General features: G+C 63.7%; 11 protein-coding genes. 7 read left to right on the top strand and 4 right to left on the bottom strand.

The features are described 5' to 3' along the window. Positions 1 to 1,359: an acyclic terpene utilization AtuA family protein gene (locus tag AC07WT_RS13355; RefSeq protein ID WP_494948431.1), complete on the bottom strand. Its 1,359-nt coding sequence runs from the start codon at positions 1,357 to 1,359 to the stop codon at positions 1 to 3. Positions 1,360 to 1,382: 23 nt separating this feature from the next. After that, complete coding sequence (locus AC07WT_RS13350) at positions 1,383 to 2,687, bottom strand: CitMHS family transporter (RefSeq protein ID WP_494947465.1); 1,305 nt, start codon at positions 2,685 to 2,687, stop codon at positions 1,383 to 1,385. Positions 2,688 to 2,786: 99 nt separating this feature from the next. On the opposite strand from AC07WT_RS13350, the gene AC07WT_RS13345 reads away from it, so the two are divergent. The 4 genes from AC07WT_RS13345 to AC07WT_RS13330 all read left to right on the top strand — a co-directional run bounded on the left by AC07WT_RS13345 (position 2,787) and on the right by AC07WT_RS13330 (position 7,590). Further along, positions 2,787 to 3,698: a LysR family transcriptional regulator gene (locus AC07WT_RS13345; protein WP_494947464.1), complete on the top strand. Its 912-nt coding sequence runs from the start codon at positions 2,787 to 2,789 to the stop codon at positions 3,696 to 3,698. A gap of 233 nt (positions 3,699 to 3,931) precedes the next feature. Next, positions 3,932 to 4,501 (top strand): DUF4142 domain-containing protein, encoded by a 570-nt coding sequence (locus tag AC07WT_RS13340; RefSeq protein ID WP_492594874.1) that lies wholly within the window; start codon positions 3,932 to 3,934, stop codon positions 4,499 to 4,501. 213 nt (positions 4,502 to 4,714) lie between these two features. Then, positions 4,715 to 6,448 carry a tetratricopeptide repeat protein gene (locus tag AC07WT_RS13335; protein ID WP_494947463.1) on the top strand — a complete coding sequence of 578 codons (1,734 nt, stop codon included), beginning with the start codon at positions 4,715 to 4,717 and terminating at the stop codon, positions 6,446 to 6,448. Between the two features lie 116 nt (positions 6,449 to 6,564). After that, the gene (locus AC07WT_RS13330) at positions 6,565 to 7,590 is read left to right on the top strand and encodes an aldo/keto reductase (protein WP_494947462.1); all 1,026 of its coding nucleotides are present in this window, start codon (positions 6,565 to 6,567) and stop codon (positions 7,588 to 7,590) included. Between the two features lie 38 nt (positions 7,591 to 7,628). Here the strand turns inward: AC07WT_RS13330 and AC07WT_RS13325 are convergent, their stop codons facing one another. Together AC07WT_RS13325 and AC07WT_RS13320 are read right to left on the bottom strand one after the other, a co-directional pair. Further along, on the bottom strand, positions 7,629 to 7,898 hold the full coding sequence (locus tag AC07WT_RS13325; RefSeq protein ID WP_494947461.1) for a hypothetical protein: 270 nt from the start codon (positions 7,896 to 7,898) through the stop codon (positions 7,629 to 7,631). Positions 7,899 to 8,163: 265 nt separating this feature from the next. Beyond that, positions 8,164 to 8,907: an SDR family oxidoreductase gene (locus AC07WT_RS13320; RefSeq protein WP_494947460.1), complete on the bottom strand. Its 744-nt coding sequence runs from the start codon at positions 8,905 to 8,907 to the stop codon at positions 8,164 to 8,166. A gap of 150 nt (positions 8,908 to 9,057) precedes the next feature. Here AC07WT_RS13320 and AC07WT_RS13315 point away from each other — a divergent pair, with 150 nt between their 5' ends. The 3 genes from AC07WT_RS13315 to cuyB all read left to right on the top strand — a co-directional run bounded on the left by AC07WT_RS13315 (position 9,058) and on the right by cuyB (position 12,225). Beyond that, positions 9,058 to 9,954 carry a LysR family transcriptional regulator gene (locus tag AC07WT_RS13315; protein WP_494947459.1) on the top strand — a complete coding sequence of 299 codons (897 nt, stop codon included), beginning with the start codon at positions 9,058 to 9,060 and terminating at the stop codon, positions 9,952 to 9,954. Positions 9,955 to 10,243: 289 nt separating this feature from the next. Further along, positions 10,244 to 10,558 (top strand): single-stranded DNA-binding protein, encoded by a 315-nt coding sequence (locus tag AC07WT_RS13310; protein ID WP_494947458.1) that lies wholly within the window; start codon positions 10,244 to 10,246, stop codon positions 10,556 to 10,558. A 128-nt stretch (positions 10,559 to 10,686) separates the two neighbouring features. Continuing rightward, complete coding sequence (gene cuyB / locus AC07WT_RS13305; RefSeq protein WP_494947457.1) at positions 10,687 to 12,225, top strand: cysteate racemase; 1,539 nt, start codon at positions 10,687 to 10,689, stop codon at positions 12,223 to 12,225. Positions 12,226 to 12,548: the final 323 nt, after the last annotated feature.

The raw sequence follows: 12,548 nt of genomic DNA, 5'->3' as shown, positions 1-12,548 counted from the left end.
TCAAGTCTCCACAAATTCGAACGACGGGCTGACGTGCGTCCTCGGCAACAGAATCGACTGCACGGCAAGCACTTCGCGGGTTGCTTTCGTGACGCCGCCACCGCCTGCCGGGCCATTGGTATAAAGCGTCTCGACCTCGTTGCCGATCTGCGCGGCCTGCTCGACCGATGCCGTGCGCCCGGCTACGCGAGCGCGGACCTCATGCGGCCCGGTGCTGCGCGTTCCCGCAGTCTCGCCGTGCAAAGCGTTCAGTCCAATCAGGTCGAAACGCAATTCGCGCGTTTCGACGCCGCTCAGTTCGAGCCTTTCCCGAACGATATCGAGTGCGAGCCGCGCCCGTTCGACAGCGCCCGGACCGCCGTAAGAAATTTGCCCTTCGCCGATAAAACCATCGACATACGCAACCGATACCTTCAGCGTATCCGTGCGCGGCGTGCCGCGGCCGCCGGTGACACGCACGCGGTCATGCGCTTGCTGAACCACGCGAACCTGCATAAAGTCGGCGACCACATCCGGTTGCAGATAGCGTTGCGGATCGTGAATCTCGTAGAGCAATTGTTCCTTGCAGGTCGCCTCGGTGACACAGCCGCCCGCATGCGGCACCTTCGCGATGGTGACGGAACCATCGGCACTGACCTCGCCGATCGGAAAGCCGAGGCGCGCAAGGTTCGGCACATTCTTGAAGCCCGGATCGGCGAAGTATCCGCCCGTCACCTGTCCCGCGCACTCGAGCAGATGGCCGACGACGGTCGCCTGTCCCAGCGTCGCCCAATCGTCCATATTCCAGCCGAATTCGTGAATCAGCGGCGCGGTGAAGAGCGACGGATCGGCGACCCGGCCCGTCAATACGATGTCCGCGCCGGCCGCCAGCGCTTCGACAATCGGCGCGGCGCCGAGATAGGCGTTCGCCGAGACGAGGCGGTCATGAAATGACGCGACGCTTTCGCCCGATTCCTCGAAGTGGAAATCGCCTTGCCGCACGACGTCGAGCACGTCGTCGCCCGTGACCGCGGCGATCTTCAAGCCGGGCAGGCCGAGCGCGCGTGCGATTCGCGCCGTTTCGCGCGCCGCGGCGCGCGGATTGGCGGCGCCCATGTTCGAGACGATCCGCACGCCATTGCGTACGGCGACGGGCAAGACCGCCTTCATCCGTGCCGTCAGCAGCGGGTCATAGCCAAGCTCGGTATCTTTGCGCCGCGCCTGCTGGGCAATCGCGATGGTTCGCTCGGCCAGGCACTCGAATACGAGGTAATCGAGTGCGCCGTGTTCCGCCAGTTCGACCGCGGGTTCGATGCGGTCGCCTGAATAGCCGGCGCCCGCGCCAAGCCGGACAACGCGCGCGTGTGAAGTTGCCGCCATGCTGGTATCGCCCGTGAATGCGCTCATAGAGGAAAAACGCCCAGCACGACACACGCGATCGTCATCACGATCGATGCGCCGAACAGAAGCGGGAACGTAAATTTCTGGTGATCCGCGAGATCGATGCCGCATAAGCCGACCACGAGGAAGGTAGCGGGCGTCAGCGGACTGACCGGAAAGCCCGTGGTCATCTGGCCGAGCAGCGCCGCCTGACCGACATGCACTGCCGGCACACCGAGTTGCGCCGCCACTTCGGCGATGACCGGCAGCACCCCGAAATAGAACGAGTCGGGATCGAACAGCATGCTGAGCGGCATCGCAACGAGGCCGAGCGCAACCGGAATGTGGCCGGCCATGGCGGGCGGCACGAAGCCGACGGCAGCCTGCGCCATCGCCTTCAGCATGCCGCTGCCCTGCATGATGCCGGTGAATACGCCTGCCGCGAGAAGAATGCCCGCCATCATCAGCGCGGCGCGCGCGTGCGCATCGATGCGCTTGCGCTGCATCTCCACGTTCGGATAGTTCACCATCAACGCAATGCACAAACCGACCATGAACATGATCGCCGGCGGGATTTTCTCGCCCATCACGACCATCGTGCCCAGCACGATCAGCGTCAGCACAATGTTGAACCAGAAGTTTTGCGGGCGGCGCAGCGCCTGTTCTTCCGGCGTGAGTTCACGTTTCGGCATCGGGATGGCGCCGTCGGCGGCGGAGAAGCCGAGGCGCTTTTCTTCACGCCGGCCGAGCCAGAACGCCACGCCGAAGACGAACACGAGGCCGGCGATCTGCACTGGAATCAGCGGATTGAACAGCGCGGAAATGGGTAGATGAAGCGATGCCGACGCGCGGATCATCGGTCCTGTCCACGGCAGAAAGTTGATGCCCGCCGCCATCGACACCGCCGCGGCCAGCACGCGCCGATCCATGTTCAGGCGGTCGTAGAGCGGCAGCATCGCGGGAATCGTCACCAGAAAACAGACCGCGCCGGAGCCGTCAAGGTGAATCAGCAGGGCGAGCAGTGTGGTGCCCACCACGATGCGCGTCGGTTTCGTGCCGACCGCGCGGAGGATGCGATCGATGATCGGATCGAGTGTGCCGGCATCGGTGATCGTGCCGAAGTAGAGGATCGCGAACACGAACATGCCGACTACCGGCGCGAGGCTTTTGAGTCCGTCGATGACGAATTTGCTCGTTTGCAACCCGAAGCCGCCGATTAGCGACGCGGCAATCGGCACGATGATCAGCGCGACCAGCGGCGACATGCGTTTTGAAAGGATCGCCCCGAGCAGGACGGCGATGGTGGCGAGCCCCAGCAATGGCAGCATCTGCGTGTCTCCGAACTTGTTTTTTAGTGCATTCCAGCGTAGTTTCGTGACGACGATAAAGCAATTGAAATGATTTGATTGCAGCAATCACAGAATGTAATGGATCTGAATCTTCGCGATATCCGGGCGTTCATCGCTGTGGCGCAGACAGGCAACTTCACGCGCGCGGCGGCGCAGTTGCATCTGTCGCAGCCTGCTTTGACGGTGCAAATCCGCCGCCTCGAGGAGACGGTCGGCGCGCGGCTGTTCGATCGCAATAGCCGCAACGTGGCGTTGACGCCGACAGGACGCGAACTGCTGCCGGTGCTGCAAAAATCGCTCTACGACATGGAGCATGTGCTGCTCGATGCCCGCGCGCTCGGCGACGGTTCGACGGGGACGGTGCGCGTTGCGTGCTTGCCGTCGTTTGCGGCGAGCCTGCTGCCCGATCTGATTCGCGCGTTCAAACACGATTTCCCGCGAGTGGGATTTCACATTCGTGACGTGGTGGCGGGGATGGTGAATACGCTGGTGCGCAACGAAGAGGTCGACGTTGGCTTGACCGGCGGCGAACTATCCGATTCGACGCTCGAGGTGCTGCACGTCGCGGAAGACCGTTTGGTCGTGGTCTGTCCAAAGGATCATCCGCTGGCGCGCAAGCGCCGCATCACGTTGAAGGATCTCGTCAGCGTGCCGCTTGTGTTGACGGCGCGCGGCACGAGCGTGCGCGCGGTCGTCGATGCCGCGCTGGCGAACGCTCACTGCACGCCCGAGGTGAGTTGCGAGCCCACCTACATGATGACGGCGGTCGCGATGGTGCGCGGCGGCCTCGGCGTGACGATTCTGCCGGGCGCCGCGCGCGAAGTGCTGGCGGAGCCGAAACTGGTGGCCCGACCGATCGACGATCCGGCCTTCGTGCGGCCGATCGCGTTAGTCAAGAAGCGCGGACGAACGCTGTCGCCGGCAACGGATGCCTTCGTTGCCGTGCTGTTGCAAAGACTGGAACGCGAATCCGCGACGCGGCTGCGATAAGGCGGGGCGCAAAAATACACGCTTCGTAAGGCAAAAAAACTAAAAAAAATCAAAAAAATAAACCGTTACCTACGGTTACAGAAACGACAGCACCGTTTCACACACCACGTAAAGCGCCTCCTAGAATGCACAGCGATCGATCGCGGCATCGCTACTCACCAGCATGTCAACTGCAAGCCAGTAGCCATGCACCGCGCATCGGTGTTCTTTCGCTTCCACTACAAGGAGAACGTATGATCCGCTTGCCTCTCGCCATCACCAGTGCCTGCATGGCCAGTCTTCTGGTTGTCGCTACCGCCGCCAGCGCTCAAACTTCGCCAGCCGCGCCGTCGGCGGCCACGCCGGAGGCCGGCCGTCTGCATGCCGCCGATCAGGCGTTCATCGCGGATGCAACCAGGGCCGTCTCCACGCAGCGCGATGCCGCGCGCATCGCCACGTCGCGCTCCACCGATAGGGACGTCAAGGCATTTGCCGAACGCGTGTCGAACGACAACGCCAGACTGTCGGAAGCCCTGCGCGCCGCCAGCCCGCGCGGCGTCGACGTGCCGAAGAACGATCCGGACACCGCGGTGCTCGCGAGCATCAACAACCTGCGCGGCGCCGAATTCGACAAGGTCTACATCGAGCAGGTCGCACTCGCCGGCGAGCAAAAAGCACTCTCGGCATTTCAGGCGGAAATCGCGTCAGGCCGCGATGAACAATTGAAGGACGCAGCGAAGAAGGCGCTCCCGACCATCCAGGAACACTACGCAATGGCTCAGGAACTGGCTAAGCGCAAGCATCTGCACGCAGCAGCACAGTAATGCCTGAAGCGCGTCACGTAGCGGCGTGACGCGCGCTACCATCGCCCATTCCACGGGCGGTTATTCAAATCGCATGGTTGCGGCAGTTCGAATGCGTTCTTTTCGGCGATAATCGGCTTCGTTCTTTCGAGCCAGGGTTGCGCGGCGTTTGGCGCGGTTCAGCAATTCGAAAGCTGTCTTCCGATTCCACACGCATTCAATAAAAGCTCATCCATGAGCAAGCCTGCCAATCTGCCGCAACAGTTGGACAACATGCTTCGGCAAGCCGTCGCGCTTCAGCAGAACGGCGCATTCGCCGAGGCCGAAGAACTCTATCGCGAGATTCTCGAACTCAAGCCACGCCATGTCGGCGCGCTGCAACTGCTGGGCGCACTCGCGCTGCAAGCGGACCGGCTGCAAGAGGGCATCGAGCTGCTCAGGAAAGCCATCGCCATCGATGCGAAACAGGCGCCGATCCATTCGAATCTCGCCTATGCGCTCAACGCGTTGCAGCGTTTCGACGAAGGCCTCGCGAACGCCGATCGCGCACTGGCGCTTCAGGCCAGATTTCCCGACGCATTGAACAATCGCGGCAACGCGCAGGCGGGTCTGAATCTGCCCGTGGAGGCGCTCGGCAGCTTTGATCGCGCGCTCGCCTTGAGGCCGGATTTCGCGCAAGCCTGGAATAATCGCGCCTGCGTGCTGCGCGATCTGGGCCGTCCCGCCGATGCGTTGGCAAGCTGCGATCGCGCGCTCGCCTTGCAGCCGAATTATCCCGACGCCTGGAGCAATCGCGGCAATGCGCTCAGCGATCTGAACCAGCCGGAAGAGGCGCAACGCAGCTATCGGCGCGCGCTCGAACTCGCGCCCGCGTTTGCCGACGCCTGGAACAATCTCGGTCTGACCCAGATCGATCTCAACGAGCACGCGCAGGCGTTGCTCAGCTACGAGCGCGCGCTGGCGGTGAATCCCGCTTCCGCCGAGACGCATTGGAACGAAGCGCTGTGTCTGCTGCAAATGGGGCGGCTCGAAGCGGGGTGGCAGAAGTACGAGTGGCGTTGGGAACGCGGCCGGATCAAGGAAAGCAAGCGCCGCTTTGCCGAACCCCTCTGGCTGGGCGATTTTTCGCTCGACGGCAAAACCATTCTCCTGCACGGGGAGCAGGGCCTGGGCGACACGCTGCAGTTTTGCCGGTATGCCGCGCTGGTGTCGAAGCTCGGCGCCAAGGTCGTGCTCGAAGTGCCGCCGGAGTTGATGCGGCTCATGTCCACACTCGACGGCGTGGATCAATGGGTCGAATCCGGCCAGGCGCTGCCGCCGTTCGATTGTCACTGCCCGTTGCTGAGTCTGCCGCTCGCATTCAGAACCGGCATCGCGAGCATTCCGTCGCAGACGCCCTATCTATTCGCCGACGCCCAGGCCGCCCGCTTGTGGCACGACCGTATCGAAGCACACGCGGACGGCCGCCTGAAAGTCGGGCTCGTCTGGGCCGGCGGAAATCGGCCGCATGTCGCCGAACTCCGCAAGAACGACGCGCGCCGCTCGATCACGTTCGAGCGGCTCGCACCGATTCTCGACGTGCCGAACGTGCGGTTCTTCAGCCTGCAAAAAGGTCCGGCGGCGCAGCAACTGCCCGCTAACGAATCGGCTCACCGCGTCGTCGACTACACCGGGGAACTCGATGATTTCGCCGATACCGCGGCACTGGTGGCGAACCTCGACCTGGTGATTTCGGTGGACACGTCCACCGCGCATCTGGCCGGTGCGCTGGACAAGCCCGTATGGATTCTGAATCGCTTCGACACATGCTGGCGCTGGATGCTCGAGCGCACGGATACGCCGTGGTATCCTCGCGCGACCCTGTTCCGGCAGCCCGCCCTGGGCGATTGGGACAGCGTGATTCGGGCCGCGCGCGACGCGCTGGCCGCATTGAGTACGCCGGCCGTGCCGGCGGCAGACCAAAGATAAAAACTCGACTATCGACGGCGCGGCGCGGGCGGGGCGGCGAGCCAGCCGACGCGTTGGCGCAGACGCGCGTAGACTGAATGTCCGTTTATCGACGGCTATGCCATGGAGATTCTTCAATGGAATACAGACATTTGGGCGCGTCCGGTTTCACGGTGCCGGTGCTGAGTTTCGGCACGGGCACCATCGGCGGCAAGGGCGAATTCTTCGAAGCGTGGGGCGCCACCGACGTGGCCGAGGCGCGCCGTTTGATCGACATCTGCTTCGACGCGGGCGTCACCCTGTTCGATAGTGCCGACATCTATTCGAAAGGCGCTTCCGAGTCGGTGCTCGGCGAAGCGCTCAAGGGCAAGCGCGACAAAGCGATCATCTCGACCAAGGCGACCTTCCGCTTCGACGATGATCCGAACCATGTCGGCTCATCGCGCTTTCATCTGGTTCAGGCGGTCGATGCGGCGCTCAGGCGCCTGCAAACGGACTACATCGACCTGTTCCAGTTGCACGGCTTCGACGCGAAGACGCCGATCGCCGAAGTCCTGTCCACGCTCGACGATCTCGTGCGCGCCGGCAAGATCCGCTACACCGGCGTGTCGAATTTCTCCGGCTGGCATTTGATGAAATCGCAGGACATCGCGGATCGCTACGGCTATCCGCGCTATGTCGCGAATCAGACGTACTACTCGCTCGTCGGCCGCGATTACGAGTGGGAGCTGATGCCGCTCGGCGTCGATCAAGGCGTGGGCGCGGTGGTGTGGAGTCCGCTCGGCTGGGGCCGTCTCACCGGCAAGCTCAAACGCGGCCAGCCGCTGCCGGATACGAGCCGTCTGCATAAGACCGCCGACATGGGCCCGCCGGTACCGGACGAGTATCTGTTCCGCGTGCTCGATGCGATCGACGAGGTCGCCGCCGAAACCGGCAAGACGGTGCCGCAAATCGCGCTGAACTGGCTGTTGCAGCGTCCGACGGTATCCACGGTGCTGATCGGCGCGCGCAACGAGGAGCAGTTGCGGCAGAATCTCGGCGCGGTCGGCTGGAATCTGACGCCCGAGCAGGTGGCCAAACTCGATGCCGCCAGCGCCGTGCGTCCGGCTTATCCGTACTGGCATCAGGAAGGATTTGCCGAGCGCAATCCGAAGCCTGTTTAAGCGCTTTGCAATAAGCGCCAACGCGCTCCGGCCCGACGTCATTTCACGAGTTCGGCCGGAGCGGCGAATAGTTCGCCGTAGTAGCGGCGGCCGGCGTCGAGATGCGCGTCGAACGCAAAGCCCTGCGCGAGCATCGCGTCGAAATCGACGCGTTCGATCGTCATCACATAGCTATGCTCGCTGGTGACGAGCTTGTATGGCTTGTCCGCTACTCCCGCACTGAACCATTTGCCGGCGCTCGCATGGCCCGCCCGATACGTATGCCGGTCGTACTCGACCTGCCAGTCACCGTCCAGCGGAATCCACACGCCTTGATCTCCGGCGGCGCTATCCGTGCCATCGGCGTCACCGGCTCGGCCCGCAGTTTGACGTCCCCGGCTCGGCGCTCCCAGCTCGGCGCTCCCAGCTCGGCGCTCCCAGTTCGGCGCTCCCAGTTCGGCGCCCCCAGCTCGGCGCCCCCAGCTCGGCGCCCCCAGCTATCGTGCTCAACGCTTGATCTTTGCTTCCAGCAAATCGGCCATGCCGATCCGCCGGGCGAAGTCGATGCCCACGCGCTCCGACACTTCGAGCACTTCACGCGACGCCGCCGTTGGCGCGCAGGATCTGGCCGTTAACCCAGCCGGCGTCCGGACCGGCGAGGAACGACACCACCGACGCGATATCGTCCGGCTGGCCAAGGCGTTGCAGCGGCGGCATCTTCGCGAAGGTCTGGATCTGCTCTTCGGTCTTGCCGTCGAGGAACAGCGACGTGGCGATCGGGCCCGGCGCTACGGCGTTGACGGTGATGTCGCGGCCGCGCAGTTCCTTGGCGAACACATGCGTGAACGCTTCGACGGCGGCCTTCGTGCCGTTGTAGACCGCATAGCCAGGCATGTTCAGCGCGAGCGTGGTGCTCGAGAAGTTGACGATGCGTCCGCCGTCGTTCATCCGGGCCGCGGCTTCGCGCAAGGTGTTGAAGGTGCCGCGCACGTTGATGTCGAAGGTCTGGTCGTACAGCGCGTCGCTGGTGTCGGCGAGCGGCACGGTCTTGAGCACGCCGGCGTTGTTGACCAGTACGTCCACCTTGCCGAGTTGCTGTTCGGTGGTTTCGAACATGCGGCGTACCTCGTCGGCCTTCGAGACGTCGGCCTTCACTGCGATCGCCCTGGCGCCGGCAGCCTCGAGTTCGGCGACCAGCGCGTCGGCTTCCGTCGAGCTCGATGCGTAGTTGACGGCGACTGCGAAACCGTCTTTGGCGAGGCGTTGCGCGACAGCTGCGCCGATGCCGCGGGATGCGCCGGTCACGATGGCGACTTGAGCGTTTTTGATCGTGTTCATGATTCGTTTCCTTCTGTGTGGTGTGTGGGTGAGACGAATCATGGGCGTTTTCTTGTTAAAGATAATCTGGTTACACTTGCTATCATCATTCCATTTGCTTTAATAATTACCCGGCGGCCTCCCGGCGGATCCGTCGTACAGGCGTTGAACATGGATCGTTTCGAGGAAATGCGGGTGTTCGTGCGGATTGCCGAGCGGCAGAGCTTCACGCGGGCGTCAGACGATCTGCAGATTCCGCGCGCCACCGTCACCAATCTGATGAAACGCATGGAACGGCGGCTTGGCGCGCGGCTGCTGGAGCGCACCACGCGCTCGGTGCGCCTCACGCATGACGGCGAGGCGTATTACCGGCGCTGCGTACGGCTCATCGCCGATATGGAGGAGGCGGAGGGCTCGTTCACGAACATCGCGCCGAAGGGCTTGTTGCGGGTGAATTTGCAAAGCACACTGGCGCGGCACTTCGTCGTGCCGGCGCTGCCGGCGTTCCTTGCGCAGTTTCCCGAGATCGAGCTGACGATCGGCGAAGACGACCGGCTGGTCGATCTGGTGCGCGAGGGGATCGATTGTGTGCTGCGGGCGGGTAATTTGCAGGATTCGTCGATGGTGGGGCGGCGCGTCGCGCAACTGCCACAAGTGACAGTGGCGAGCCCGGCCTATCTGGCGGCCCACGGCGAGCCTGCCGACCCAGCGGAGCTGTCCATGCACCGGGCGGTCAACTACCTGTCGAGCGCGACTGGCAAACCGGTGCCGCTCGAATTCACCGTCGACGGCCGCGAGAGGGCGGTGTATCTACCGGCGGCGGTGTCGGTGACCGGCGCCGATCTCTACACCGGCTCGGCGGTGGCCGGCCTCGGCATCGTGCAGGTGCCGCAATACCGCGTGGCGGCAGAACTGGCCTCAGGGCGGCTGAAGATCATCCTGCCGGACTTTCCGCCGCCGCCGATGCCGGTGTCGGTGCTCTATCCGCAGAACCGCCAGTTGTCGTCGCGCGTGCGGGTGTTTGCGCAGTGGCTGCGCGATATCTTCGAAGCCGCCGGCGCGGATTGACCGTCTACTAAAAGTCCCATTTATTCGAACTGCTGATGCCGGTGGTGCGCATGTGATGTATGTCGCGTGGCGCGGCGATCAGGAAGGGCGCGCGTTGCGGTGGTGGCTCGAGCAGTTGCGGCAGCCCCGCCTGGCCAGGCGATTGGTGCGGGGTGTGGATAGGGTTGTTGGCGTTTGACGCGCGGCGGGTTTCTTGTTGTGCGCCGGCGGCGCTGTTTATCGTGGGATCATACGTGCCGTGCTGGCAATATTGCTTTTTGCACGGTGAGCGGATAAGAGGAGCAGGGCAATGATCGATGGACTGGTGGGCGGGCGGTTGTTCGGCGAGGCGCAGATTCGCACGGGGCAAAACGGCAAGCGGTTTGTGACCTGCAAGGTGCGGGCTGCCACCAATGACGGCGATACGGTTTTCGTCAATGTGATTGCGTTTGATGACGATGTCCAACGTGGACTGCTGGCGCTGAGCGATGCCGATAGCGTCGCCCTGAGCGGGGCGCTGACGCCCAAGGTCTGGACTGACAAGAATGGCCTGGTCAAGCCGGCTATGGATATGGTTGCGCACAAGGTGCTGGCGGCTTATGGTTCGCGGGACGACGAGGGTTGATGTTTTTTGCCGCCGCCAAAGGAAAGAATCAACGTTAACCCCATGTCAAACCACAACCCCATAGTGTCATCTTCAAACCGCGCAAAAGCGGCCTAATATCAAAGCCAACCAAGCTGACGGGGGTCATCATGCAACGCTATCGTTCGCTGGGCATCGTGACCGGTGCGGCGCCGCTGGCGAGCGCCGACGTATTGAGCAAGATGACCGCCGCCTGGCGCCGTTCGCGCGCCGCAGGACGATTCGACCTTGTGCTCGAGCAACAGCCGTGGCATGGCTCGGCCTTGATCGACGCGGCGAACGCCGCATTCAAACTCCACGTATTCGACACGATCCGTACCTTCGAAAAACGCGGAGTCGATGCCATCGTATTGCCCTGCTTCCTCAGTCATACCTTCATCGACGAGCTGACGGCGAACGCGTCCCTCCCGATCGCCGACATCATGCTGGCGCTTTCGCTGCATGTGCGGCAAGCCTTTCCGTCGGTTCGGCGTGTCGGTGTCCTTACTTCCGAGTACATACGCGGCAACGGCCTTTTCGAGCGCTATTTCGACGCCGCGCAATTCGACGTGCTGCATCCGCGCAATGAACACGGCGTGGATCGCGTCACCAGCGCGGTGTATGGCGACGACGGCATCAATAGCGGCCGTCTCTACGGCCGGCCAGTCGAGTTGCTGCGGGCGGCCTGCGCGGACCTCGTCGCGCAAGGCGCGCAAATCATCCTGCCGGGGCTCGCCGAAATCGCCATGGTCGCGCGCGCGCTCGGCACGCTGGACGTGCCGCTGGTCGACGCCAATCGGGTCTACGCGCGCTACGTCGCGGCGGCGCAATTCCCGCAGCCGCAGCGGCGCTTCAAGGTGGGCGTGCTGGGCGGTGTCGGACCCGCGGCGACCGTCGATTTCATGGCGAAGCTGGTGCGCAACACGCCGGCTGCGCGCGATCAGGACCATATCAAGGTCATGGTCGAGCAGAATCCGCAGATTCCGGATCGCACCGAAGCCCTGCTCGGCAACGGCGACGATCCGACGCTCGCCCTCTATGCGGCTTGCAAGACGCTCGAAGAGGGCGGCGCGGATATCATCGCGATTCCGTGCAATACCGCGCATGCGTTTGTCGAGCGGATCCAGCCTGCGCTGAACATTCCGATCGTCAATATGCCGACCTGTACCGTCGATTATCTGCGCGAGTCGTTCCCGACCCTGCGTGAAGTCGGCATGCTGGCGACTTCAGGCACGCTCGCAAGCCGCGTCTACGAGAAAGCGCTCGAGGTGCGCGGCCTCGTGCAGGTCGCGCCGTCCGCGGCGGCACAGGCGCGGCTGATGAACGCGGTCTACGGGCGCCATGGCGCCAAGGCCGGCCATACGTCGGGCGAGTGCAGCGACGACGTCGCCGCCGCGGTCGACGATCTGGTCGCGCAAGGCGTGCAGGTGATCGTGCTGGGCTGCACCGAACTGCCGCTGCTGCTGCGCGGCTCGACGCTGGCGCGGCCCGGCGGACTGGTGGTGCGGCTGATCGATCCCGCCGAGGTGCTGGCGAGACGCTGTGTGGCTTATGCACTGGGCCGCAATAGGGCGGCTGATGGTTCGGGTGCCGATGCGCCGGCCGATACTCTGGTCGATTCGGCGGCCCCCACGGTGGACCGGTTCAGCATGGCGAGCGTCTACGGCTAGATCGGGCTTGCGGATGCGCAGGATATGAATCCGCAGTGCGTTCGATCGCTTCACCCGCGGCGGCGGTACGGCCGCGGCCGTACCGCCACCTCTCACGGCTTTGCGCCACCCTTTCAAATCGCTCCCAACCCATGCTGACCCCACGCTGACCGGCCAGACGGCGCGCGTCCGGCGTCGCCTGTCATTGTCGGAAGCGGTGCCGCAGCGAGGCCGTGCCGCGTCATGGAAAACTGTATAAATGTACAGTATAGTATCCCGTTGCAGCCCGGCCCTCCGCGTGTCGTCCCGCGCGGCCGGGGTGCCCCGAACTTGCGCGGTCGCGA

The organism is Paraburkholderia sp. GW821-FHT02A12 (assembly GCF_059422005.1).
Note: the sequence above shows the minus strand (reverse complement) of the source record. Positions and strands in the feature narration are given on the sequence as shown.